We start from the raw sequence: 25781 nt of genomic DNA, 5'->3' as shown, positions 1-25781 counted from the left end.
CGCCAGCGTTCATCCTGAGCCAGGATCAAACTCTCCAATAAAGTTTGTCTAGCATCATAAATAAAAATTGACGTTTCACGTTGTTTGTTTCGTTCAGTTTTCAAAGAACTCATCAGCCGCCGAAGCGACTCCCTTATGTTAACAGCTTCATTTTTCGATGTCAACATTTTTTATAATTTCTTTCTGCGCTTTTTGCTGTTTCGCATCAGCGACGCTTATTAATATACCAGACCGTTTTTTTAATAGCAAGTCCTTTTATAAAAAAATATAAATATTATTTTATCCATCAATACATTTTGTCTTATTTATTCAAACCATCTCTTCTTATAAAATACCATTTCGTTATATACGAAACTCATCCTATAAAAAAAAATCAATTAAAGTAAAGATTTACTTAGCGAATGTTCCCTTCATCCCAACTGATTACAAGGCTTCTTCTAATCAGACCGTTCCAACTCCCCTTCCTTTCCTCCCTCTAAATCGAGAAATCGAAATTTTACTTTTCTAAAATGGCGGGGGGCAAAAATGAATCAATTAAATTCCCTATTTCTGTAACATGCACAATACATAACCTCTCTACCTTACAGTTCTAATCATATAACATCATTTGTTTAAATAAAACATTCTTCAATGTCACAAGCTAGCTTTTTCTTTTCAAACTAAAAGATACTCTCATGCGAAAGGAAAAATTTAGAATTTTTTTGCGTTTTTTAGTGAAAAATATCCAAATTTTGTTATATGATAAGAAAGTGCCATACCAAAACAAATAGTAAAGAAAGATGGAGGAATTTAATTATGGATAGGTTAACAAAATTTTCATTAAAAAATCGGGCCGCCATCATCATTATGATTTTTCTCGTTTCTGTACTCGGTATTTATTCCGGCTCAAAATTACCAATGGAGTTTCTGCCCAGCGCCGACAATCCTGCTATCACTGTCACTACAATGTCTAAAGGATTAGATGCGGAAACAATGACAAAAGAAGTAACCGAACCACTCGAAAAACAATTTCGAAACTTAGAGCATGTTGATACAATTACATCTTCTACTCATGAGGGGTTATCACGCATCGACATTGCATATACGTCTAAAGCAGACATGAAAGAGGCGACGCGTGCTGTCGAAAAGATTACAAACAACGTAAATTTCCCAAAAGAAATTACAAAACCTGTCGTCAGCCAACTAAACACTTCTATGATTCCGCTCGCACAAATTACTATTCAAAAACAAAATGGGTTTACAAAAGCTGACGAAAAACAGGTTGAAAAAGAAATTATCCCGCAGTTCGAAAATATCGATGGCGTTGCTAACGTCATGTATTACGGTAAATCAACATCTGAACTATCTATCATATTAGACATAAATGAAATGAAAAATAAAAATGTAACCTCTCAACAAGTATTAACTGCTTTACAAGGAAAAGAAACTTCTACTCCAGTTGGTCAAGTGACTGTCAACAACGAAGACCACAGCCTTCGCGTCATTGGAAATGTAAAAAATGTAGATGACGTAAAAAACATATCACTTACATCTCAATTGAAATTGCAAGATATAGCTCAAATAGAATTAAAACAACATTATGATGCTATTTCACATGTAAATGGCGAGGATGGAACCGCCCTAGTTATTATGAAAGAACCAGGTAAAAACGCCGTTGAAATCGGCAAAGAAATCGATAAAAAACTTAAAAACATTAGTAAAGAATATAAAGATACTTACACAATTAAATTACTATCCTCTACTCACGAACAAATCGAAAATGCTGTTACGAGTATGGGGAAAGAGGTCATTTTAGGAGCGATCGCTGCGACATTTATTATTTTACTCTTCTTGCGCAGCGTGCGAACAACGCTTATCGCTGTTGTTAGTATCCCGTTATCTATTTTGTTAACACTATTTTTACTCGATCAATCTCATGTTACGTTAAACATTTTAACTCTTGGAGGATTAGCAGTCGCTGTTGGACGTCTCGTTGACGATAGTATCGTTGTTATCGAGAATATCTTCCGTCGCTTACAAAAAGAGCATTTTTCAAAAGACATTATTGTAGATGCGACAAAAGAGGTTGCTATTGCAATTACTGCTTCAACATTAACTACAGTGGCTGTCTTTTTACCTATCGGCCTTGTATCAGGCGCAATCGGCAAATTGATGCTTCCTATGGTATTAGCAGTTGTATATTCTATTCTTTCGTCTCTCGTTGTTGCACTTACAGTTGTTCCACTTATGGCGTTTTTATTACTTAGAAAAACAAGACAGCGCACATCGAGACCTTCAAGAAAGTATACGGCTACTTTAAAATGGGCACTTTCACATAAATTTATTATTTTATTCTCGTCTTTCTTATTATTTGTAGCTTCCATTGCTGCTTATATCATACTGCCAAAAGCAAATATAAAATCAGAAGACGATACGATGCTCTCAATTAACATGACATTTCCAACGAGTTATGATGAGGAATCTAAAAAACAAAAAGCTTTTGACTTCGAAAAAAAATTACTTTCTAATCGCGATGTACAAGATACTTTTTTACGAATAGGGTCAAGTGCTGAAGATGCACAGTGGGGGCAAACTACTAAAAATAATCTTGCATCTATATTTATAACCTTTAAAAAAGGAACAGATATTGATCAATATATTAAACAACTAAAAAAAGAACAGACAGATTTCAAACCAGCTGAATTCGATTATACAAAAACAAGTTATTCTAATTTTGGCGGTGGAAATAACTTGCAATTCAACGTAACTGCAAACAATGAAACAAGTTTAAAGCAAGCTGCTGATATCGTTGAAACAAAATTAAAAAGTTTAAATGGACTTTCTAAAGTGAAAACAAACTTAGAAGAATCAAAGAAAGAATGGCAAATTAAAATCGATCAAAACAAAGTAGAACAAGTTGGATTAACACCAGAAATAGTTGGAGAACAAGTTTCACTCCTTATGAAAAAATCACCGATCGGACAACTCACGATCGATGATGAAAAAACAACTATTATGTTAGAACATAAAAATGAAAAGATAAATAATAAAGAAGATATCCTTAATACAAACATCTTATCACCGATAACAGGAGCAATTCCTTTAAAAGATATTGCAACAATATCAGAAAAACAATTACAAACTGAAATTTTCCATAAAGACGGAAAAGAAACAATCCAAATTAATGCCGTTGCTGCTAACGATGATTTAAGTAAAGTAAGCGCTGAAGTAAATACAGCAATCGCTAAATTAGATTTACCAACCGGTGCAAAAGTTGCCGTTGCTGGAGCAACTGAATCCATGCAAGAAAACTTTACAGATTTATTTCAAATCATGGGCATTGCCATCGGAGTTGTCTATTTAATTATGGTTATTACATTTGGGCAAGCACGCGCTCCATTTGCAATCCTTTTCTCTTTACCACTCGCTGCTATTGGTGGTATTTTAGGATTAATCATTTCCGGAACGCCGGTTGATCTCAATTCACTTATCGGTGCATTAATGTTAATCGGGATCGTCGTCACAAATGCTATCGTATTAATCGAACGTGTTCAACAAAATAAAGAGCATGGCATGACAACTCGTGACGCTTTACTAGAAGCAGGTTCTACAAGATTACGTCCAATTATTATGACAGCCATTACAACAATCGTCGCAATGTTACCTTTATTATTTGGCCAATCGCAAGCAGGAAGTATGGTCTCTAAAAGTTTAGCCGTTGTTGTAATTGGTGGTTTAGCTGTTTCCACTGTACTTACACTCGTTGTTGTACCTGTTATGTATGAGCTATTAGATAAATTCGGTAAAAAGCGTCGCTCACGCAGAAAATCAAATACGACTATCGATACTCCAAACGCCTAACAAAAAAACGTTATCTCACAAACTAGAGATAACGTTTTTTCTTTCGTAAACATACACATATTAAGCAGCTTTTACTTTCGATGTTTTACGAGACTTTTTCGTTCCCGTAAAATGTTTATGAAGTACAGTTGCAGTAAAACGAGCAATAATATTAAACAGTAATACCATAACAATGAGTACTGCTGCTGATTTTGTTGCAATCAGCTTCGCGTCTGGGATAATCCCTTCAGAATTTAATTTCCAAATATGAACTGCCAATGTTTCAGCTGGTCGAAATGGATTTAGCGGATGTGCAGGACTAGAAAAATCAACTGCAGAATTTAAAATTGGTGATGTTAATCCCGCTGTATAAATTAATGCCGCCGCTTCACCAAATATACGACCTGCCGCTAAAATAATCCCTGTAATAATTTGCGGTAATGACGATGGAAGAATAATTCGCACAATCGTTTGCCACTTTGTTGCACCAAGTCCAAGACTTGCTTCTTTTACATTTGCAGGGACTTCTGTGATTGCATTTTCACAAACTCGCGTTAATCCTGGTAAGTTTAGAATGGTTAAAGCAAGTGCACCACCTATTACTGTATAGCCCCAACCTGTCATTGTAACAAGCACTAATAAACCAAATAAGCCAACAACAATAGAAGGCAATGATGCCATCGTTTCAATGCATAGACGAACAAAACTTAAAAAGCGTCCTTGCTTTGCATATTCTGCAAGATAAATCCCAGCTCCCAATCCAAGTGGAATAGAGATAACAAGCGTAATAATAAGCATATAGAAAGAGTTGAATAATTGCGGACCAATCCCTCCCCCAGCCCTCGTATTACTCGGTTCTCCAAACAAGAAACCTGGATCCCAAAATCCCCAGCCCTTTTGTAAAATCTCATATACTAAGAAAACCAATAAAACTACCACAAATGCTGCAACTGTATATAAAATACCCGTCCAAATATTATTTACCTTTCTTGCATTCATCGTTATCGTTCACCTCTTTGGCCAATTGCTCGAATAACTAAAATAAATAGGAATGAAATAGCAAGCAATATCATCGCTAAGGTCCATAAAGCATTATTCCAAGCCGTTCCGTTTAACGTATTTGTCATGTCCATTGTGAGAATACCAGTCAACGTTGCCGTTGGGCTATATATTCCTTCTGGCAACTTCACCGTATTCCCAATTACCATTTGAACTGCCAGCGCTTCACCAAAAGCACGTGCTAACCCTAAAACAATCCCTGTTAAAATACCTTTCTTAGCAGCAGGAACAATGACACGGCTAATCGCTTGCCATTTTGTCGATCCTAAACCATACGAAGCTTCTAAATAATCAAATGGAACCGCACGTATTGCATCAGAAGCAATACTAGCAATAGTAGGTAAAATCATGATACTAAGTACAACAATACCTGCAATTAAACTAAAGCCAACACCACCAAAAGAATCTCTTAACAATGGAATTAAAATCGTAACCCCTAATAAACCGTATACAACGGACGGGATACCAACTAATAATTCCAAAACTGGTTTCAACACTTTGTTCCCAAACTTAGGCGATATTAAATTCATAAATATTGCAAGAGCAATCGCGATTGGTGTACTAATCATAACCGCACCAATTGAAACAAGCGTGGAACCGACAATAAAAATAACTGCACCAAAAGAACCTGGCTCAACATTCGGATTCCATTTTGTTGAAGTTAACATTTCAGAAAAGGAAATACCACTTTGTGTAAAAGATTGAATTCCCTTTCCACAAATAAATGCAATAATCGATAATGTAATAAGAACAATAAATAGACCACAAAACGTAACGAGTGTTCTTCCAATGTACTCGCTTTTCACATAATTAATCTGCTTTTTTCCCTTCATCACAAGACATAACCCCACTTCATAGTTTGAAATGAACAAGACTGGCCTCGCAGCCAGCCTCCTTGTATGTGTTACTTATCTAGCTTAGACATCGGGATGTATCCCATATCTTCAACTTGTTTTTCAAAATCTTTACCTTTTACATAATCAATGTAAGCCTTTGTTGCTTCTTTCGCTTCTCCTTTAGTCACCATGTATTCATAAGACCAGAATGGATATTTACCAGCAGAAATCTCTTCAACCTTTGGTTCTGCACCATCAATTTTTACAGTTTGTAATGCCCCTTTTTTATCGCCTACCATGTAGGACATCGCAAGGTAACTAATAGAACCTGGCGTAGAGTTAATTGCTTGTTCTACCGCACCGTTAGAATCTTGCGTTGTTCCTGTCCCGTCATTAATCTTTACATCTTTCATAATCGTTTTCTCAAATGTAGCACGTGTACCAGAAGATGCCGGACGATTGATTACATTGATTTTCTCATCTTTACCGCCTAGCTCTTTCCAGTTTGTAACCTTTCCACTAAAGATATCTTGTACTTGTTGTACAGTTAAGTTATCAACTTTCACATCTTTATTAACAACAAGTGCAAATGCGATACCTGCAACTTTATTATCAACTAATTCTTTTGCTTTTTCTGGATCTTTTATTTTATCTGCCGCCGGGACATCAGAGTTACCAATTTGTACCGCACCAGAGGCTACTTGGTTAATCCCCGTTCCACTACCGCCACCTTGAACTTGAACAGAAACTTTAGGATTCTTTTCCATAAACTTTTTACCCGCTTCTTCTGCAAGCGGTTGAAGAGCTGTAGATCCAGCTGCTGCAATCGTACCAGATATCTCTTCTTGTTTTGCATCATTGCTACCTTTAGCAGTCTCATTCGTATTTGTGCTTTCTGACTTTCCGCAACCAACTAATGCACCTGCAACAACTAATGCTGCTAATGAAAATGTAATTCCCTTTTTCATGACCATATCTTGTACCCCCATTTGAATTATCACTTTTCTTATTCATCGACTTCTTTCGAACACAAATTCATTGTAGGACAATATTATTGTGTTAGTGTTAAGCAATTTTTAATTTTAAGTAAATAGAGATAAAGGTATTAAAAACTTATATTTCTCAACTATTCCCATCAAGAAAAGCCAAAAGAATCCACAAAAAATTACATTCATTGTAAATTTAACTTTAATAATGTAAATATGAAGTAAATAAAACTCTCCTTTTAACCAACTTTATTAAAATTAAATTTACAAACTATTCTTGTCTGAACATATTTGTTTGAACTATGCATATATCCAACATAAATTCTAGTCATATTTTTTATCACAAAAAATAAATTGGAACAATTCTAAAAATTTTTGAATATTTCTAAAGTATTAATTGACAGCATTACCGAATGTAGTCTAGTATATTAATAACAAAAAGTTTACCTTAAGAAACTTTTTAAACTATAACTAAAAATATAGAGAAGAGGGAACTTTTATGGTGTCGGCTAATACCAAACCCCTTTCTTCATTTAGAACAGGGGAGTTTGTACAAATCGAGAGAATACAATTAGAAGGAACTATGAAGAGACGTTTATTAGATTTAGGATTTATTCCCGGGGCTACCATTAAAGTATTGCAAAAAAGTCCACTCGGAGATCCCGTTGCATATCAAGTGAGCAACACAACAATTGCATTGCGTAGCGAAGAAAGCTCCCTTATTTTTGGAATATTAATAGGAGATGATTCAAAATGAACAACCATCGCATTGCGTTAGCAGGAAACCCGAATACTGGGAAAAGTACATTATTCAACACATTAACAGGATTAAAACAACATACCGGAAACTGGACGGGAAAAACTGTATTAAAGGCAGAAGGAGAATATGAGCATAACGGAAAGGTATATACGGTAATCGATTTACCTGGAACATATTCACTTTATTCAAACTCTGCAGATGAGGAAGTAGCACGAGATTATATTATTTTTGAAAAACCAGAGGTAACTGTAGTTGTTGTAGATGCAACTGCAATGGAAAGAAATTTAAATTTAGCATTACAAGTGATGGAAATGACAAACGATGTAATCGTCTGCATTAACTTAATAGATGAAGCAGAAAAAAAAGGAATCGTCATTGATGAACAGAAATTAGCAAAGTCACTTGGCGTTCCTGTAGTCAAAATCTCAGCTCGCAACCGTACTGGAATTGGACATTTACTAAATGTAATTTCTAAAGTGGCTAGTAAAAAAACAATCCCTACACCAGTTCAAATTACTTATAATGAGCATATTGAAAAGATGATTCAAGAATTAGAGCCGCAAATTTACAAAGTATTCGGTGATACATACCCAGCTCGTTGGGTTGCACTGCGAATACTAGATGGGGATAAAAATTTCTTAACTACACTTCAAAAACATCATAAAGAACCGCTTGTAAGGGAGGTCGTAATCAATGGAATCTCACTCAGCCAGTAAGGCTCTTCCATTAGATTATATTATTCAGCATGCACAAACGCTTACTAAAGAAGATATACGCGATGACATTGTTAGTGATATTTATCGTACATCAAAAAGTATTTGTAAAGATGCAGTACAATACACAAATACCGATAGATTGTATCGTTCAGAAAAACTAGATAAGATTTTCACTTCTCCAATCTGGGGATTTCCAATTATGCTTGGTATTTTATCTATTATTTTTTACCTTACCATTGCAGGAGCGAATGTACCGTCAGATATGATTGCTGAATTTTTCGGTTGGGCAGAGGGACATTTAACTGCTTTGTTCCAAGCAATGCATGCACCTGAATGGTTACATGGTATTTTAATACTTGGCTTATTCCGGGGTACAGGGGCTGTTATTAGCGTTATGTTACCACCTATGGCTATCTTCTTCCCAATGTTTGCTTTATTAGAAAACTATGGGTACTTACCTCGTGTAGCATTTAACATGGATCGTTTATTTAAACGTACTGGTGCACACGGAAAGCAATCTTTAACGATGGCAATGGGCTTCGGTTGTAATGCTGCCGCTATTATGTCAACACGCATTATCGAATCACCACGTGAGCGTATGTTAGCAATTTTAACAAACAACTTCGTTCCATGTAATGGACGATGGCCTACTTTAATTTTAATGGCATCATTATTTATGGCTGCCGGTTATACAAGTAGCATGCAAACACTTGTTACAGCAGGCGTTGTAGTCGGCATGGTAGTCATCGGAATTATCGTTACTTTAACAGTTTCTTGGGCTCTATCAAAAACTGCATTAAAAGGTGTTCCAACTCATTATACATTGGAATTACCACCGTATCGTAAACCAAAAATTTGGAATACAATTGTACGTGCAACACTTGATAAATCAATTTATGTTTTAAAACGTGCCGTAGTTGTAGCTGCACCTGCCGCTATCTTAACTTGGGTTTTAGCAAATATTTATATCGGCGACACAAGCCTACTTATGTATTTCGTTAATTTCTTAGACCCATTCGCTAAATTGCTCGGGCTTGATGGATTTATTCTCGCTGCATTTATTCTCGGCTTACCAGCTAATGAGATTGTTATTCCAATTTTATTAATGTCTTATTTATCAACTGGTGCCTTAACAGAAATAGAAGATTTTAATCAAATTAAAAACTTATTCTTAGAGCACGGCTGGACTTGGTTAACTGCGTTAAACACAATGTTGTTTTCTCTTCTGCACTTCCCATGTGGAACAACATTGGTTAACATATATAAAGAAACAAAAAGTCCAAAATGGACATTCTTATCGTTTGCAATCCCTACCGTAATCGCCATTGTTGTTACATTCCTCTCTACGCAATTGGTACATTGGCTAGGGCTTGTATAAAACCTTCCATCAGTAGTGAGACTTCTCTTCTCTACTGATGGTTCATTTTCACGCCTTATACTTCTATATAAATGATTATAATCCCTTACTTCCGTTGCTAGATTTTAAATTTTACGATCCCAAAAACAAAAGGAAATCTAATCTACTGGTTTCCTATTTTCCTCTTCATTTACATCTTCCCATGGTTGCACAGTGTATTTTTTTATTTTCTTATTTAAAAAATACACTGTGTATGGAATAATAGCCATCAAAATCATACTAATAATTGCTAAAGTAGAAAGCATTTTCATATTACTGACCACCTTTTGGTACTAATGAACCAGAATGCTCTACTACCGGATGAACACGAACTGCTATATCAGTCTTCATAAAGTAGTTCTCCCCATAATCCCAATTCTTCTCTACTTTTTTCCACTTTTTATAATTATGCCGTTTATAATAATCCCCTAATCCAAGTACATCCGTTTTATACTCTTTTTGTACTTTTTTTATTGTTCTCCCCACTATACGTTCCATCTCTTTTGTAATGTATGAATTTATTCGCTTCTCACTCCATGCTTTTGCATCCTCTCCTAAATATACTTCTCCAAGCACACCTTTAGGATACATATCAATTATAAACTTTGGATGACGAGGATCTGTAAAGGAAGCACGGATTTTCCGTCTTATTTTATGAATTTCATACGTAAATACCTTTTCTTTTTTTCGAATGGTTAAAAATCCCCCCACTTTCTTTCCTATTATATAATTTAATCCTTGTGTATCTTTTCCACTTAAAAGACCGACCAGTTTATTATTCTCCCCCTTAAAAATAGCAGCTCCTTCCATCTTTACCCCTTGCTTTGTTAACTCTAAAACTGGAAGTACAAAGCTTCTTTTAGAAGTTAACATTTCTTGAACCTCTCCGATACGAACTGCCTCTAACATAAATGAATTCACATCTGCATGATCCGCTAGTAAATCAATATATTTTGCCGGAAAATTTTCTGGTTTCGCATTTTGTTCAAAAATTTTTCCAGCTTGATTTTTCGAAACAAAAATTTTAATATTCCGCCTCATTTCATGGGCACGAAAAAAGATATCTAATGTTTGTTCTAAAAAGTTTTGTCGCTTTAATAAATCTTTAGAAAAAATAACAACTTTAATATGAGGAAAAAACAAAGAACGACTTATTTTCTTGGATGCTTCACGAATTTGTGTAAAAAGACTATCCGCAGTTACATTGATATTCATATACTGAGCCCCATCTGCACCTTGTTTCCCCTGTTGTGCTAACGCACTTGGTAAAACTAATTGATACGTTCCTTTCATACGAGGTGGTTTCTTCTCTTCACTTTCTTCTTTCACAACATCAAATGCTGCCCCTACAACAAATCCTCTCTCTTCAATTTCTTTTCGCTCTGAGCACCCACTCATACAGATCACTAACATAACGCAACACATGTATTTATGAAGACGGCTCACTCTTTCCGCCCCCCTTTATTTTATAAATGCTAAAAACAAGTATAGGAACAATGATAATACATGCCATATCAATCCAAGCTAAATATGTACTATATTGCGTTAACTTCGTCACATTTTCAGGAAGCATATTCAAAAGATATATAATCGGCGCACTTATAAAAATAAATGTTTTCTTTTTAATAGCAGGAAACATCGAACAAAACCCTATTACTGCGATATCATAATACATGGCTGTTGTATTAAAAATGGTAATAATCCACGTCGTAAAAAAAATGGCATCGAATCGTTCTAAAAATCCCCCACCAATTTCAATCTCCTTTCCTAACTCAATGACAGGATACGCAAGACTTTTCGTGGTAGAATAGGAAAACACCATAATACAAGTAAGATAAATAAGAATATATAATAAATTGGTAATCATCACTCCTTTTGCAGCAGCAAGAGGCGCTTTATCTTTTTGTTTCACAATTGAAGAATAAAATAAGACAATTTCAAATCCAATGAATGTAAAGATCGATTCCTTCATACCAACAATATATTGGTTCCATTTTGTTTGAAAAAGCGGCAATACATTATCCGGCTCCATTAAATTAATATTTAATAACGACAGAGAAAATATAGCGCATACAACGATTGGTAAAAATAGCATATTTAAACGAAGTAACGCTACTCTAGAACCACTTACTCCATAAACAACAACAAGTAAGTAAAAAAATGATAAAAGTTCAATCGGTGTTTTACTAAATAAATACGTTTGTGAAATAACGGAAATGGCTCTTGCTTGATATGCAGTAATACTAGCAAATGTTAGCACCATAACACTTGTAACAAGGTAAGCTATCGGCTTTGATAAGTATATGCTAGTATATTGAAAAAACGTTTGTTCCGTAAATATATTTGCTATTTTCGCAATACACCAGGCAAAAAATGCACAAATCACTCCGCCAATAAGTAATATAATCCAACCATCTGAAAACAGTGTCTGCTCTGCAATTACGCGGGGCATCGAAAGTGCCCCTGTCCCTATAATGACCGAAGATACAGCAAATGTTAGTTCTCGAGATCCGATCTCCTCATCTCCGTACTCGAACGGTTTCAATTTATTTTCTCTCCTTTGAGCGTATTTGATCTTTTGTTTGCAAATAGTCTGGTCTCGTCTGTAACATCGCTTTTGGTAATCTTGCTACTTCTGCTTTCCAATCTTTATAAAAAGTAGGTGCTAATGGTGTAGAATACGGAATTCCAACACTTTTTAAATTCGTAATATGAATTGCTAATGCAATTAACGCTAAAATAATCCCGTATAGTCCAAATATAGTCGCAGCTAAAATAAACGCAAATAACAAAAAGCGAAATGTAATTGTGATACTGTAAACAGGCAATGAAAAAGTAGCAATCGCCGTAATCGCGGTTACAATAACCATAAAGGGATTTACAATTCCAGCGTTTACTGCCGCTTCTCCAATAACAAGTCCTCCTACAATTCCAACAGTTTGTCCAATTTGTTTAGGCAACCGAAGCCCAGCTTCTCTAATTAATTCCATTGTTAATGTCATAATAATCGTTTCAATATAAGCGGGAAACGGGACACCTTCCCTTGCTCCAGCAATTGAATACGCCAAATTAGATGGAATGAGACCTTGATGATAAGAAACAAGCGCAATATATACTGCTGGAAATAATACAGCCATAAGTCCAGCTAGCATTCGCAATCCTCTTAATAAAGTTGCCATAATCCAGCGTTCATAATAATCTTCAGGTGATTGAAAAATATCCACAATAACCATAGGTGCAAGAATTGCAAACGGTGAACCATCTACTAAAATAATTGCTTTTCCTTTTGCTAAAGCAGCAATCGCCCGATCTGGTCTCTCTGTATTTAAAAATTGCGGAAAAGGAGACAAGGTGTTCTCTTCTAGTAATTGTTCGATTTTTCCAGAATCTAAAATCATATCTGTTTTAATGGACTGTAAACGCCGATTCAACTCTTTTACAATATAAGGATTGATAATATCTTCAATATAAATTAATGTAACTTCTTTTTGAGAACGTTGCCCCATAATATAAGATTGAAATCGAAGCTTCGGATCACGCAACTCGCGTCTAATTAACATTTTATTAGTAGCAATATCTTCAACAAACCCTACTTTAGGACCTCGAATAACATCCTCTGTAATCGGCGGTTCTAAACCTCGCTTTTCCCATGCTCGACAATTAATGACTAACGCATGCGGAATTCCATCAATTAAAACAACCGTATCCCCCACCAAAACAGAATTCACAAGATCCGGAAATGTTTTAACTGTATTTATTTCACCTATAGAAATAAATCGATCGACTAAAGTTTGCATGATTGGACCTTTAGGCGGAATCTCTTCATGTTGTAATGGATGAATCACAAATCGATAAATTAAATCTTTATCCGTAATCCCACAAAGAAACACCACAGCGCACCGAGTAGATGAACCAGAAAGCGCAAATTCTCGTACCGTTAAATCATTAGGTGACTGCAGTGTTTCTCGAATAGAATTTGTAATTGCTGATAAGCTTGCTTCTAAATTCATCATCTTTCCTCCTAAGCGTTACAGTTATATTTCTCCGTATAGGGTAAATATATACAATAAAAAAATGCTATCTCCCTAAGGAAAGATAACATTTTTTTATCCCGCTATTTTAGAGGTGTAATAGCCCGATTGGTGGCGGCTCATAATTTGTAGAAAATGATTTAAGTTTCACTTTATCGATCTAACATAGTAGAAGTATGCTGTACTTCAATTTTTCTAGTCATGATACTCACTGCTAACATAACAATGATGTTGATTCCTAATGCAACAATCCCTACATTTAAATCTTTCATATATTGCGGAAAAATTGGAAATATAGTAGAGAGAGTCGATCCAGATAATGTAATATAAGCCACCATGAATAATCCAACTATCATTCCAGAGATAGCACCTTGTTTTGTTACAAATTGACGTGGAAATAAACTGCATACAAGCGCCGGAAAAAGTTGCGTCACAATGCTGTATCCCATTAAAAGCAGAGCTCCAATTGTTTCTCCTCCTTTGAAGGTAAAGAAAACAGATACAATCGTCACAATAGGCACAAATAGCTTGGCTACTCGTGCCACTTGCTGATCTGATACGGATGGCGCGAGCACTTGATAAATATTTTTTGCTAACAAAGTAGATGCAGCCATAAGAAGCATAGATCCCGGAACTAATGCAGTTAGTACTCCAGCACTTCCAATGATCCCAATAAACCACGGATCAAATGTTTGAATAGCAAGGCGGAATAAAGACAAGTCTGCATCTGCCCCCTGTAATCTAGGTACTTGTAAGATAGCCGCAAATCCTGCAAAAAATACAAAGAGTAACACGAAAGAGTATAATGGCATAATAGTGGCGTTTTTTCGAAATACCTTTTCACTCTTTGCTGAAAAAGCGGCAGCAAATGTATGGGGCCACATATAAAACCCTAGCGCTGTTAATATAATAGTAGAAACAAACCATGAGACACTCATTCCTTGTTCAGGTAAAGATAAAAATCCTGGTTTTGCAGCTTCTACCGCTTCAAACATCGGCTGAAACCCTCCGTAATAATGATAGGGTAAATAAATACCTAAAAACATAACGATAAATAGGATCATCATATCTTTTAATGCAGCTGTCCAAGCGGAACCATGTATACCAGAAATCATCACATATATTGTAATTGTTATTCCGCCAATCCAAACAGCAAGAACTGGTGATACTTTTCCATAAGAAGCTTCAGAAACAATAATCCCCAACCCTTTTAACTGCAGTACAAGATATGGAATAATTGAAATGACACCGATGATCGATACAATAATCCCTAACGCTTTACTATTATATTTTTTGGTAAAGAAATCTGGTTGCGAAATCAATCTATGCTCTTTGGCATACTTCCAAACTGGAGGTAAGAGAAAGTAAGATAAAATATATGCTAATGCACTGTATCCTAAAATATAAAATGTAGGTGCACCTTTGCTATATGCCCATCCACTTCCTCCCAGAAAAGTAAACGTCGTATATATTTCTCCTGCCATAAGAAGAAAGACAAAGACTGTTCCAAATCCCCTTCCCCCAACCGACCATTGTTCCAAATTCATGTCTTTTCCACTTCTTGCACGAACTCCTAAAAATAATGCCAAACATAGAAATACAACAATGATAATAAGTGCTATCATTTCATCTCCTCCTTGTTAGCAGGATCTAGCCAATATACAATCCACATACAAAAGGAGGTAATGAACACAGATAATAAAATCCAAAATAATAAAAATGGCATACCTAGTACATATGGAGTAACTGAATTTGTAAATATCGGTCCAATAATTAAACAAAGAACTGGAATCATTGCCAGCATACGAATTTTCTTCATTTTATTCTCCTTTGCGCATCAAATTCAAAACAGTTCTAACAAAAACCTCAACTCCAATTGGTAAGGCATCCTCATCAATTGTAAAGCGCGGATGATGATGTGGATATACAATTCCTTTTTCTTTATTCCCTGCACCAATAAAGAAAAACGTACCTGGGGCCTTTTGCAGAAAAGCTGAAAAATCTTCACCTGCCATCGTCGGCTTCAAACGTACAACTCGCTCTCTTCCATAAAGCTGTAGCGCTGCTTCTTCAACATACGCTGTTACTTTCTCATCATTCACAACAGGGCGATATCCATATTCATATGAGAATGTATAATTTGCCTTATACATTTCTGTCACATGCTTAACAATTCTTTCAATCTTTTGGGCTGTCTCTTCTCGTAGCTCATGTCTTAAACTTCTAACAGTTCCCTCAATCTCTGCTTGCTTCGGAAGAACATTGTGTGTTGTACCCGCATGAAATTGCGTAACAGATATAACGAGAGAATCTAACGGGTCTGTAAGACGTGATACAATCTGTTGAATTTGTGCTACAACTTGTGTACCAATCGCAATGCTATCAACTGTTTCATGCGGAATTCCAGCATGCCCTCCTTTTCCTTCAATTGAAATTTTAAATACATCAGGGGCTGCCATCGCAGGACCATAAGTGATACCAACTTTCCCAACTTCTAGCGATGCCCACAAATGTGCACCAATAATATAATCAACGCTTTCCATTACACCAGCTGCTACCATCTCCTCAGCGCCACCTGGGAAATTTTCTTCAGCATGTTGGAATAAAAAACGAATTTCCCCTCGAATTTGTTCACGTTTTTCAACAAGGGTATATACTGTACCAAGTAAGATAGCGATATGACCATCATGCCCACAAGCATGCATAACGCCAGGGTTCTTGGAGATAAATTCAAATTCATTTTCTTCTTGAATAGGCAGAGCATCCATATCAGCACGAATCGCAATCGTTTTGCCAGGTTTCTTCCCAATTAACTTTGCCATGACGCTATACTTTGTCGGTCTAGATACTTCTAAATGTGGATTTTTTTGAAGCAATTCAAATACAAATTGTGATGTTTTCTCTTCTTGGAAAGACAATTCCGGATATTTATGAAAATATCTTCTCCATTCAATCAATTGATTTTTTAATAGAAGCTGTTCATTTACAATATCCATTTAACTCTTCCTTTCTTCACTAAGTTAAATGTTATTATAGCTCCAATCGCAAGTTAAATAAATAATATTCAGAATAATTAACTAATTGTTCACATTCTCAACTCTATCCACATCTTGCTATCCAAAAATAGCAAGATAAAAATAAGCAGTCATCTTTTTTAGATGACTGCTTATTTTTATAAAATAGTAATTGCTTGTTTCCCCATTTGTTCCCATGCTTTTTCAAATTGAGCGCGCGGCACTCCTTTACGCGGATTGTTTGCAAGCGGATCATTTACATATACAAAATGTTGGTCATATCCAACAACTACTACACTATGTTCATAATACGTGATCTTTATTTCTCCTGCACTTGTATTCCATGTTTCAAAAAGTCCATCATCTAACGGTTGAAATCTTGTATTCGCAATGACCCATACAGGTGAACCTGAACTAATTGCCTTATATACATCTCCTATATCTCTTCCAGTTAAATTAATTACTTTTTCAGGAACATATTTTTCTGCGAGTTTAAAAATCGGTTGGTGATATACACCATATCCCGGCTCAGATTTTGTATAAATATTTCCTACAAAGCCTTCATACGGGTTACCATGCAAACCGTTTTCTTCAAACGGGACGCGATAAATTTCACTCGCAAGCTTCATTTTATCCACTTCAACTCCTTTATATTGAAGTAGCATTGCTAAACTTGTTACTTCACACCCTCTTGGTAATTCAGGAAGTTGCTGTATAAATGGAACATTTTCAATTATAGCGTTTTCTTTCATTTCAGTTAAATAATTCAATCTTAATTCTTGAGCTTTTTGCACAATCTTATCTTTTCCAAATAGACCTACAACAACCACGATTATACCTAATATGAATAAATATTTCAGTTTTTTCATTATCAATCAAGCCCCATTACCACATTAATTATTTTCACATCACTCTCACCATTGTACCCTTCTTCTTACTAGTTTACTAGAAAGAAAATGTAAATCATTATTCGATTTTATCTTTCAAAAATTCTAATTCTTTGCAATAAAAAGAAAAAATAAATATACATTTTCAGAATATTTTGTTAGAATTAGAAATGCTCCTGCGGTAAATAGTGATTTTATATCCGCATAGGACAGAAGGTAATTAGTCATTGTTTCTCATCCCCCATCAATGATTAATCTAGCAATTAAATCCTAATAGGTAAACAAAACAAACAATGCAAATACGGGGTGAAAAAGTATGAATCAAACAACTACAAACCAAAGCGGTTTAAAGCGGACAATGAAGAGCAGACATTTATTTATGATTGCTCTAGGTGGTGTTATTGGTACTGGACTATTTATGGGGTCTGGACAAATTGTGCACAATGCTGGACCTGGTGGAGCAATTCTTGCCTTCTTAGTTGGGGGCTTCGTTATGTATTTAACAATGCTCTGTCTTGGTGAACTATCTGTTGCGATGCCAGAAGCCGGTTCCTTTCAAAGTTATGCTAGCAAATTTATTTCACCAGGATTTGGATTTGTTGTCGGTTGGATGTATTGGCTAAATTGGGCTGTCACAGTTGGTGTAGAACTTACAACTGTTAGTATTTTAATGAAACGGTGGTTTCCGGACGTTTCTTCATGGATTTGGTGCATTACATTTGCTGCATTACTGTTTATTGTAAACGCTTTATCAGCGAAGGCATATGCAGAAGCAGAATTTTGGTTTGCTAGCGTCAAAGTTGCTACAATCGTCATCTTCATTGTACTTGGAGGTGCTGTAATATTCGGATTTCTAGATTTCAATGGGAAGCCCGCACCAATGCTACATAATTTCACTGAAAACGGCGGTTTGTTCCCCAATGGTGTCTTAGCTGTTTTATTTACAATGATTACTGTTAACTTCTCATTCCAAGGAACAGAGTTAATCGGTATCGCTTCTGGTGAAAGTGAACAACCTGAAAAAACAATTCCAAAAGCGATAAAAAACACCATTTGGCGTACTTTATTTTTCTTTGTATTGGCCATTGCTGTTGTAGTAGGCTTACTTCCATGGCAAGAAGCTAATCTCGTTGAAAGTCCATTCGTACTTGTTTTTGACACAGTCGGAATTCCATATGCAGCTGACATAATGAATTTTGTTATTATCACTGCTGTCTTATCTGTAGCAAATTCAGGACTATATGCAAATTCACGTATGCTCTGGGCAATGGCACAGCAAGGTATGGCAAACCCATTATTTACAAAATTAACGAAAAAAGGGGTACCTCTTAATGCTTTAATTTTCAGTCTTATTTTTGCAAGTCTTTCTTTATTAACGAGCGTATTTGCCGCAGATACAGTCTTCTTAGTTCTCACATCAATTGCCGCAATGGCAGCGGTTGTCGTTTGGATGTCAATTGCCGCTTCACAATTTTTCTTTCGAAGAGAATTTCTAAAGAACGGTGGAAATATAAACGATTTAAAATACCGTACACCTCTTTATCCACTCGTTCCAATTGTTGCTTTCTCGTTAAATTTTATTACATTTATTAGCTTAGCTTTTATACCAGATCAACGCATTGCTCTTTACTGCGGAATCCCGTTTATGATCATTTGTTACATTTTATATCAAATAAAATATAAAAAATTTGTCACATTTCATCAGCAACCAAATATTACACAGGAAATAAACTAAATATATAAAACATTCAACTATCTTTCTTTATGATAAGATAGTTTTTTTCTATTTACTGGATATCTTGGTATAACTTTATTTATCTTAAAATTTCTACAATCACCTTTTTGTTAAAAAAATAGTTTACAATGTTATCAAGTTACAAATGATATTCACCTTAAAAAGTGTGTATTTGTGTCTATTTTTTAACAATATGATGAAAACTATTGCCTTCTATAAATTAATAGGTTTATATTGTTTTATTGGCATAGTTTCAATCCAAGGAGAAAGGAGATTTTCAATCGTGCAACTAAAGAAAGCGTTTTGGAAGTTGGCTTCACTTCTTCCGCTATCATTACTCTTGTTCCTCGGTGGCTGCGATAAGAAACTCGCAGTATTAAACCCGCAAGGACCTGTTGCAAAAGCACAGTATGATTTAATTGTTTGGTCATTCGTGCTTATGTTGTTAATTATTGCAATTGTATTCATCTTGTTTACAGTCATCTTGATTCGTTATCGTGAAAAACCAGAAAATATGGACTATGAGCCACCTGATCAACACGGTAACACAATGTTAGAAATTATTTGGACGCTTTTCCCAGTTATTATCGTTATTGCTTTAGCAATTCCAACGGTAAAAGCTACTTATGCATCGGAAAAAGCACCAGAGCAATCTAAACATATGAAACCAGTTGAAATTTATGTTACATCAGCAAACTGGAAATGGTTATTCAGTTATCCAGAGGAAAAAATTGAAACCGTTAACTACTTAAACATTCCAGCTGGTGTACCAATTCAATTCAAATTAACATCCGTTGGTCCAATGAACGCCTTCTGGATTCCAGAACTTGGTGGTATGAAATACACAATGGATGGCATGATTATGGACTTATATTTACAAGCAGATAAACCAGGTTCTTACACTGGTCGTAGTGCAAACTTCTCAGGTGAAGGATTCACTCACATGGAGTTTGAACTTGAATCAAAAACAAAAGAAAAGTATGACAAATGGGTTAAAGAAGTACAACAAACTGCTCCTAAATTAACAGAAGAAAAATATAACGAAATTGTTAAACCTGGTGTAGTAGGTCGTATGACTTTCTCTAGTCATCACTTAGACTATGTAGATCCAAAATCACTTGAGTATTGTGATTACAACTACTACAAAAATAAAAAGTAATAGCTACTATTCCAACAGATTGGAGTGAACACAGTGAAGCTTGATGAATTTTTTGTCACAGGTGATCCGATTATTTACGGAGCTGACGCATCTATTGTTCTTGTGACATTAGCAATCCTTTTCGTACTGACAAAGTACAAAAAATGGAGATGGCTTTGGGACGAATGGTTAACAACTGTTGACCATAAGAAAATTGGTATAATGTATATTATCTCAGCAATTTTAATGTTATTCCGCGGTGGTATGGATGGTCTAATGATCCGTGCACAATTAACATTCCCTGATACAACATATTTAAACGCTGAACACTATAACGGTATCTTTACAACGCATGGTACAGTTATGATTATCTTTATGGCAATGCCATTCGTTATGGGATTAATGAACGTTGTTGTACCATTACAAATTGGTGCTCGTGACGTTGCATTTCCATTCTTGAATGCATTAAGTTTTTGGTTATTCTTTATCGGTGCTATGTTATTCAACATCGCCTTTGTTATCGGAGGTTCTCCAGATGCTGGATGGACAATGTACTTCCCAATGGCGGGTACAGAATTCTCTCCTGGCGTAGGAAATAACTACTACGCAATTGCATTACAGATTTCAGGTCTCGGTACGCTGATGACAGCAGTTAACTTCCTTGTTACAATCTTAAAAATGCGTGCACCTGGCATGAAGTTAATGCAAATGCCAATGTTCACATGGTCTATTTTAGTTACAACTGTTATTATTCTATTTGCTTTCCCAGTATTAACAGTTGCTCTTGCATTAATGACATTTGACCGTCTATTCGATGCTCACTTCTTTACGATGGCGAGCGGCGGTATGCCAATGCTTTGGGCTAACCTTTTCTGGGTATGGGGTCACCCTGAAGTATATATCGTTATTTTACCAGCATTTGGTATTTTCTCTGAGATTGTAAGTACATTCGCTCGTAAACGTTTATTCGGTTACAGTGCAATGGTATATTCAATGGTTGCAATTGCAATCTTAAGTGGTCTTGTATGGCTTCACCACTTCTTTACAATGGGTGCTGGTCCAGCAGTTAACTCATTCTTCTCGATTTCGACTATGGCGATTTCGATTCCAACCGGTGTTAAAATCTTTAACTGGTTGTTTACACTGTATAAAGGTCGTATTCGTTTTACAGTTCCAATGCTTTGGTCATTGGCATTTATTCCAAACTTCGTAATCGGTGGAGTTACAGGGGTTATGCTTGCGATGGCAGCAGCTGACTATCAATACCATAACAGCTACTTCCTAATCGCTCACTTCCATTACGTATTAATTGCAGGTACAGTATTTGCAATGCTTGCCGGATTTACATTCTGGTATCCAAAAATGACTGGTCACATGCTAAATGAGCGCATTGGTAAATGGACATTCTGGATCTTTATGATCGGATTTAATATCTGTTTCTTCCCAATGTACTTCCTAGGTTTAGATGGTATGACTCGTCGTATGTACACGTACTCAGCTGATCTTGGCTGGGGATGGCTAAACCAAATCGCATCTGTCGGTGCAGTAATGATGGGTATTGGCTTCATCCTATTAGCTTACAACGTAATTTACAGCATTCGCCATGGCGAACGCGATGTAACTGGAGACCCTTGGGATGGTCGTACGCTTGAGTGGGCAACACAATCTCCAGTACAACCTTACAACTTTGCAAAATTACCAGAAATTAAGCATAGCGATGTATTTTGGGAAATGAAGAAAAATGGTGAGTCTATTACACCGAAGGCTGAAGAATTGAAACCAATTCACATGCCAAGCAATTCAGGTGTTCCAATCATTATGTCTTCTTTTATCGGTCTTGCAGGTTTTGCTTTAGTATTTAGCTGGTTCTGGTTAGCAATTGTCGGTGGTATTGGTATGGTGGCTTGTATGATCTGGCGCTCATTCGATTATGACGAAGGATATTACATTAGCGTAGATGAAATTAAAAAGACAGAACATGTTGCATGAGAGGTGAAACGAAATGGCGGCTTTAGATAAAAGCTTACCTTTAGAATATCAATTGGAACAAAGTAGATTGAACATTCTAGGGTTCTGGATTTTCCTAGGGGCTGAGATCGTGCTGTTCGCAACACTTTTCGCCTCTTATCTAGTACTTGCTGGTCGTACGGCAGATGGCCCTACACCGGCTCAGCTGTTTGAACTAAAAACCCTTTTAATTCAAACACTCTTACTTTTAACAAGTAGTTTTACTTGTGGTATCGCAATTCATGAGATGCGTAGGCACAACAAAAATGCAATGTTAGGATGGTTTATCTTTACATTACTTTTAGGTGCAGGCTTCCTTTTCTTTGAAATTGAAGAGTTTATGACTTACGCTGCAGAAGGCGCAACAATCCAAACAAGTGGATTCCTATCTGGATTCTTCGTCCTTCTTGGAACGCATGGTGCTCACGTAACAGCTGGTATCATCTGGGCAATCTGTGTTATTATCCAAATTTTAAAACGAGGATTAACACCAATTACAGCTCGTAAAGTATTTATTATCAGCTTATACTGGCATTTCCTTGATGTTGTTTGGATCTTCATTTACACACTAGTTTACTTGAACGGGATGGTGGCGTAATAATGGGACAAAACAATCAAGCTCATAGCGGGTTTCCGTGGTCACACGTTTTCGGATTTATTTTATCACTTGCATTAACGTTCCTTGCTTTATACGTAGCGTTATATACTAGTTTGCCACTTTCAACAGTCTTAACAAGCATCATTGCAATGGCAGTGGCACAAGCAGCATTACAATTAGTTATGTTTATGCACATGAAAGAAGGAGAAGGTATCGCACAAACAATCGCAATGTTATTCAGCTTTTTCATCGCTGTAGTAACGGTTGCTGGTACAGTTTGGATTTTCTTCTCTATGTAATTTTCAAAAGTCTGCTGGACAATATCCTAGCAGACTTTTTTATTCCGCTATTTCCCCTCACTAATCCGGCTGTTAATTAGCAAAGAACGCATCCCTCTTAGTTAAAGTTTCACTCTCCCTTTTCATCCATATTACGGAAATTACAACATAATCATCTAAAGTATACTTATTATGACAAATGTTAAGAAAACTCTTTCTTTATGAAATCGAGTTCATACGCATTGCTTTTCTTCTTATAATATGGCTAAATAAGTACTATATTATTTGAAGGGAGAGAACGCAATGGAACAACATTCTTCAGTCCTATCACTCATGATTGTCGTCGCAATCGCGTTTTTCATTCCCCTTTTGCTGCAACGCTTTAAATTAAAAGCAATTCCTGTTGTCGTTGCAGAAATTATTGCAGGGATTTTTGTAGGAAAAAGTGGATTTAACGTTATCGAGCCAGATATGTGGCTAGAGGTCTTATCAACACTAGGATTTATTTTCTTAATGTTTTTAAGCGGTTTAGAAATTGACTTTTCAATTTTTAAACAAAAAGAAAAAAAGAATAAAACAAACGAACCAAATACGTTCCAAGTAGCAAGTACTATCTTCTTGTTCATCTTCATTTTGTCCTATGGCTTATCGCTCATGTTCGTATGGCTTGGATTTGTAGATAGTGCACTCTTTATGACGTTAATTATTTCAACGATTTCCTTAGGTGTCGTTGTGCCAACTTTAAAAGAAAACAATTTAGGTAAAACAGCAATTGGCCAAATTATTTTATTAGTCGCTGTTATCGCTGACTTAGTCACAATGATTTTGCTTGCTGTATTCGTTGGATTAAACTCTGAAAGCGGCCAAAGTATGTGGCTCCTTCTCGTTTTATTTGGAGCGGGCATTGTCATTTATTTCGTTGCAAGACGCTTTAAAAATATTCCATACTTAGAAAGCTTAAAGGCGGGTAGTGTACAAATTGACACACGTGCTGTTTTTGCACTCATCTTAATATTAGTTGGATTATCTGAATCTGTCGGTGCAGAAAATATTTTAGGAGCGTTTTTAGCTGGGGTTCTCGTATCCTTACTATCGCCAAATGAAGAAATGGTCGAAAAACTGGATTCTATCGGATATGGATTCTTCATCCCTATTTTCTTCGTTATGGTTGGTGTTAATCTAGAAGTATGGTCTATTTTTAAAGAACCTTCTAGTATGTTAATGATTCCAATTTTAATTATCGGTCTCCTTATTTCAAAACTGCTACCATCGCTTATCTTGCGAAAATGGTATCCACGCAACATTGTATTAGGAAGTGCGATTTTATTAACATCTACGCTGTCATTAGTTATCGCAGCAGCGCAAATTGGTGAAAAATTGAAGATTATTAGTCCAAGCCTGTCTGCTGCGCTTATTTTAAGTGCAGTCATTACATGTATTTTTGCACCTGTATTATTTAAAAAGATGTTCCCAAAAGTGGAAACGCCAAAACCTAAAGTTTCTATTATTGGTGCAAGTCGAATTACATTGCCACTATCGCTTGATTTGAAGCGTGAAGGCTATGATGTAACCCTTTATATGATGCGTCAAAATAAACTAAACACAGAGGAATCTCAGTCACATGACTTCCCAATTGTAAAGTTAGATACAATCTCTATAGAATCATTAGAAGAAAAGAAAGCATTTGATGCTGATCGCGTTGTTGTTGCAACAAGTGATGACGAACAAAACTTATTGCTGGCAGAACATGCAAAAGAATTAGGCGTTGAACATGTCATTGCAAGTGTAGAAGACCCGCTCCTCCAAGAAAAAGCGACACAAGAACATATTGCCGTATTCTCAACGATTAACTCGACACGAATTTTACTACGAGCACTTATTGATAAACCAAGTCTCGTTCATTTAATTACAACATCAAATGAAACAGTTCGTGAAGTTGAATTACGCAGTAATAAATATAACGGTTTACCACTTCGTCGTTTACCATTCTTAGGAGATGTGCTGATTATTCAAATTTATCGTGGAAAGAAAGCATTAATACCACATGGTGATACGAAACTACAGCATGGTGATACACTACTTGTTACTGGTTCTAAAGAGCATATTGATACACTAAAAAGTATACTCGAATAGGCAAAAGTCCCCTTCTCTCTTTTAAGGGGACTTTTTTATTCCAAGTTCTTTTTTATTCCAAGTTCTTTTTACTCTTCTTACACAATTTTTATTTTTTCTTACAGTTCTTATTTTTTAATGGTAAAATATTACTACCAACAATAATACGGAGATGAATTACACGATGTCTATTTCAACTTTAGCTCTTTTATTATTAGCAGAAGTACTTGTTGCCATTATTCTCATTGGCATTAGTATTGAGATTTGTAGTTACGGATGGAAAAAATCAACTGGAATAAAATATACTTGTCTCACATGTTCACTTCTTCTTGGTGCAAGCAGTATAATAGGGCTTTGTATTGCCCCAGCCTATTTCTTTTTACAACTTATTGAAAAAGGACTATAAGAA

At 35.8% G+C, this 25781-nt stretch carries 22 protein-coding genes; 11 read left to right on the top strand and 11 right to left on the bottom strand.

Translation table 11 applies throughout. The features are described 5' to 3' along the window. The first annotated feature begins 795 nt into the window (after positions 1 to 795). Positions 796 to 3840, top strand: coding sequence for an efflux RND transporter permease subunit (locus MR059_RS14690; protein ID WP_011983710.1), 3045 nt, complete (start codon positions 796 to 798; stop codon positions 3838 to 3840). Between the two features lie 60 nt (positions 3841 to 3900). On the opposite strand, the gene pstA is transcribed toward MR059_RS14690, so the two are convergent. The 3 genes from pstA to MR059_RS14675 all read right to left on the bottom strand — a co-directional run bounded on the left by pstA (position 3901) and on the right by MR059_RS14675 (position 6688). Further along, positions 3901 to 4818, bottom strand: coding sequence for a phosphate ABC transporter permease PstA (gene pstA / locus MR059_RS14685; RefSeq protein WP_011983709.1), 918 nt, complete (start codon positions 4816 to 4818; stop codon positions 3901 to 3903). Positions 4819 to 4820: 2 nt separating this feature from the next. After that, positions 4821 to 5711, bottom strand: coding sequence for a phosphate ABC transporter permease subunit PstC (gene pstC / locus MR059_RS14680; RefSeq protein WP_011983708.1), 891 nt, complete (start codon positions 5709 to 5711; stop codon positions 4821 to 4823). A gap of 71 nt (positions 5712 to 5782) precedes the next feature. Then, a complete protein-coding gene (locus MR059_RS14675; protein ID WP_041809450.1) occupies positions 5783 to 6688 on the bottom strand; it encodes a phosphate ABC transporter substrate-binding protein PstS family protein in 906 nt (301 codons plus the stop codon). Between the two features lie 511 nt (positions 6689 to 7199). On the opposite strand from MR059_RS14675, the gene MR059_RS14670 reads away from it, so the two are divergent. The 3 genes from MR059_RS14670 to MR059_RS14660 are packed head-to-tail and all read left to right on the top strand — an operon-like array spanning position 7200 to position 9554. Continuing rightward, entirely contained in the window at positions 7200 to 7457 is a 258-nt protein-coding gene (locus MR059_RS14670; protein ID WP_011983706.1) for a FeoA family protein, read from the top strand. Further along, positions 7454 to 8176, top strand: a complete 723-nt coding sequence (locus tag MR059_RS14665; protein ID WP_011983705.1) for a FeoB small GTPase domain-containing protein — start codon at positions 7454 to 7456, stop codon at positions 8174 to 8176. Before MR059_RS14670 ends, MR059_RS14665 begins: the two co-directional genes overlap by 4 nt. Next, positions 8154 to 9554, top strand: coding sequence for a nucleoside recognition domain-containing protein (locus tag MR059_RS14660; RefSeq protein WP_011983704.1), 1401 nt, complete (start codon positions 8154 to 8156; stop codon positions 9552 to 9554). The genes MR059_RS14665 and MR059_RS14660 overlap by 23 nt, the downstream gene beginning before the upstream one ends. A gap of 137 nt (positions 9555 to 9691) precedes the next feature. Here the strand turns inward: MR059_RS14660 and MR059_RS14655 are convergent, their stop codons facing one another. The 8 genes from MR059_RS14655 to MR059_RS14620 all read right to left on the bottom strand — a co-directional run bounded on the left by MR059_RS14655 (position 9692) and on the right by MR059_RS14620 (position 17486). Beyond that, a complete protein-coding gene (locus tag MR059_RS14655; RefSeq protein WP_095206561.1) occupies positions 9692 to 9844 on the bottom strand; it encodes a hypothetical protein in 153 nt (50 codons plus the stop codon). Between the two features lies 1 nt (position 9845). After that, positions 9846 to 11018 (bottom strand): Ger(x)C family spore germination protein, encoded by a 1173-nt coding sequence (locus MR059_RS14650; RefSeq protein ID WP_373367232.1) that lies wholly within the window; start codon positions 11016 to 11018, stop codon positions 9846 to 9848. Beyond that, positions 11002 to 12117, bottom strand: a complete 1116-nt coding sequence (locus MR059_RS14645; RefSeq protein ID WP_011983702.1) for a GerAB/ArcD/ProY family transporter — start codon at positions 12115 to 12117, stop codon at positions 11002 to 11004. Before MR059_RS14645 ends, MR059_RS14650 begins: the two co-directional genes overlap by 17 nt. A 1-nt stretch (position 12118) precedes the next feature. Further along, on the bottom strand, positions 12119 to 13585 hold the full coding sequence (locus MR059_RS14640; protein WP_011983701.1) for a spore germination protein: 1467 nt from the start codon (positions 13583 to 13585) through the stop codon (positions 12119 to 12121). Between the two features lie 170 nt (positions 13586 to 13755). Continuing rightward, complete coding sequence (locus MR059_RS14635; protein WP_094396590.1) at positions 13756 to 15228, bottom strand: sodium:solute symporter family protein; 1473 nt, start codon at positions 15226 to 15228, stop codon at positions 13756 to 13758. Beyond that, entirely contained in the window at positions 15225 to 15422 is a 198-nt protein-coding gene (locus tag MR059_RS14630) for a DUF3311 domain-containing protein (RefSeq protein ID WP_011983699.1), read from the bottom strand. The genes MR059_RS14635 and MR059_RS14630 overlap by 4 nt, the downstream gene beginning before the upstream one ends. A gap of 1 nt (position 15423) precedes the next feature. Next, on the bottom strand, positions 15424 to 16599 hold the full coding sequence (locus MR059_RS14625; protein ID WP_011983698.1) for a M20 family metallopeptidase: 1176 nt from the start codon (positions 16597 to 16599) through the stop codon (positions 15424 to 15426). 176 nt (positions 16600 to 16775) lie between these two features. Next, complete coding sequence (locus MR059_RS14620) at positions 16776 to 17486, bottom strand: C39 family peptidase (protein WP_087094487.1); 711 nt, start codon at positions 17484 to 17486, stop codon at positions 16776 to 16778. A 334-nt stretch (positions 17487 to 17820) separates the two neighbouring features. Between MR059_RS14620 and MR059_RS14615 the strand changes: the two genes are divergently transcribed. The 7 genes from MR059_RS14615 (at position 17821) to MR059_RS14585 (ending at position 25778) form a co-directional block, all read left to right on the top strand. Further along, positions 17821 to 19239: an amino acid permease gene (locus tag MR059_RS14615; RefSeq protein ID WP_087094486.1), complete on the top strand. Its 1419-nt coding sequence runs from the start codon at positions 17821 to 17823 to the stop codon at positions 19237 to 19239. A gap of 283 nt (positions 19240 to 19522) precedes the next feature. Then, positions 19523 to 20398 carry a cytochrome aa3 quinol oxidase subunit II gene (gene qoxA, locus MR059_RS14610; RefSeq protein ID WP_011983695.1) on the top strand — a complete coding sequence of 292 codons (876 nt, stop codon included), beginning with the start codon at positions 19523 to 19525 and terminating at the stop codon, positions 20396 to 20398. 33 nt (positions 20399 to 20431) lie between these two features. After that, a complete protein-coding gene (gene qoxB / locus MR059_RS14605) occupies positions 20432 to 22366 on the top strand; it encodes a cytochrome aa3 quinol oxidase subunit I (protein ID WP_011983694.1) in 1935 nt (644 codons plus the stop codon). 13 nt (positions 22367 to 22379) lie between these two features. Then, entirely contained in the window at positions 22380 to 22982 is a 603-nt protein-coding gene (gene qoxC, locus MR059_RS14600) for a cytochrome aa3 quinol oxidase subunit III (protein WP_011983693.1), read from the top strand. Between the two features lie 2 nt (positions 22983 to 22984). After that, a complete protein-coding gene (gene qoxD / locus MR059_RS14595) occupies positions 22985 to 23281 on the top strand; it encodes a cytochrome aa3 quinol oxidase subunit IV (protein ID WP_011983692.1) in 297 nt (98 codons plus the stop codon). Positions 23282 to 23563: 282 nt separating this feature from the next. Continuing rightward, positions 23564 to 25393, top strand: coding sequence for a monovalent cation:proton antiporter family protein (locus MR059_RS14590; RefSeq protein ID WP_087094484.1), 1830 nt, complete (start codon positions 23564 to 23566; stop codon positions 25391 to 25393). Positions 25394 to 25556: 163 nt separating this feature from the next. Continuing rightward, positions 25557 to 25778 (top strand): DUF4022 family protein, encoded by a 222-nt coding sequence (locus tag MR059_RS14585; protein WP_011983690.1) that lies wholly within the window; start codon positions 25557 to 25559, stop codon positions 25776 to 25778. Positions 25779 to 25781: the final 3 nt, after the last annotated feature.

The organism is Bacillus cereus group sp. BfR-BA-01522 (assembly GCF_022662635.1).
Classification (GTDB): domain Bacteria; phylum Bacillota; class Bacilli; order Bacillales; family Bacillaceae_G; genus Bacillus_A; species Bacillus_A cytotoxicus.
Note: the sequence above shows the minus strand (reverse complement) of the source record. Positions and strands in the feature narration are given on the sequence as shown.

What these genes read in the sequence shown, in the direction of transcription:
- MR059_RS14690 (WP_011983710.1), top strand. Translation starts at nt 796, where the DNA reads ATGGATAGGTTAACAAAATTTTCATTAAAAAATCGGGCCGCCATCATC.
- pstA (WP_011983709.1), bottom strand. Translation starts at nt 4,818, where the DNA reads ATGAATGCAAGAAAGGTAAATAATATTTGGACGGGTATTTTATATACA.
- pstC (WP_011983708.1), bottom strand. Translation starts at nt 5,711, where the DNA reads ATGAAGGGAAAAAAGCAGATTAATTATGTGAAAAGCGAGTACATTGGA.
- MR059_RS14675 (WP_041809450.1), bottom strand. Translation starts at nt 6,688, where the DNA reads ATGGTCATGAAAAAGGGAATTACATTTTCATTAGCAGCATTAGTTGTT.
- MR059_RS14670 (WP_011983706.1), top strand. Translation starts at nt 7,200, where the DNA reads ATGGTGTCGGCTAATACCAAACCCCTTTCTTCATTTAGAACAGGGGAG.
- MR059_RS14665 (WP_011983705.1), top strand. Translation starts at nt 7,454, where the DNA reads ATGAACAACCATCGCATTGCGTTAGCAGGAAACCCGAATACTGGGAAA.
- MR059_RS14660 (WP_011983704.1), top strand. Translation starts at nt 8,154, where the DNA reads ATGGAATCTCACTCAGCCAGTAAGGCTCTTCCATTAGATTATATTATT.
- MR059_RS14655 (WP_095206561.1), bottom strand. Translation starts at nt 9,844, where the DNA reads ATGAAAATGCTTTCTACTTTAGCAATTATTAGTATGATTTTGATGGCT.
- MR059_RS14640 (WP_011983701.1), bottom strand. Translation starts at nt 13,585, where the DNA reads ATGATGAATTTAGAAGCAAGCTTATCAGCAATTACAAATTCTATTCGA.
- MR059_RS14635 (WP_094396590.1), bottom strand. Translation starts at nt 15,228, where the DNA reads ATGATAGCACTTATTATCATTGTTGTATTTCTATGTTTGGCATTATTT.
- MR059_RS14630 (WP_011983699.1), bottom strand. Translation starts at nt 15,422, where the DNA reads ATGAAGAAAATTCGTATGCTGGCAATGATTCCAGTTCTTTGTTTAATT.
- MR059_RS14625 (WP_011983698.1), bottom strand. Translation starts at nt 16,599, where the DNA reads ATGGATATTGTAAATGAACAGCTTCTATTAAAAAATCAATTGATTGAA.
- MR059_RS14620 (WP_087094487.1), bottom strand. Translation starts at nt 17,486, where the DNA reads ATGAAAAAACTGAAATATTTATTCATATTAGGTATAATCGTGGTTGTT.
- MR059_RS14615 (WP_087094486.1), top strand. Translation starts at nt 17,821, where the DNA reads ATGAATCAAACAACTACAAACCAAAGCGGTTTAAAGCGGACAATGAAG.
- qoxC (WP_011983693.1), top strand. Translation starts at nt 22,380, where the DNA reads ATGGCGGCTTTAGATAAAAGCTTACCTTTAGAATATCAATTGGAACAA.
- qoxD (WP_011983692.1), top strand. Translation starts at nt 22,985, where the DNA reads ATGGGACAAAACAATCAAGCTCATAGCGGGTTTCCGTGGTCACACGTT.
- MR059_RS14590 (WP_087094484.1), top strand. Translation starts at nt 23,564, where the DNA reads ATGGAACAACATTCTTCAGTCCTATCACTCATGATTGTCGTCGCAATC.
- MR059_RS14585 (WP_011983690.1), top strand. Translation starts at nt 25,557, where the DNA reads ATGTCTATTTCAACTTTAGCTCTTTTATTATTAGCAGAAGTACTTGTT.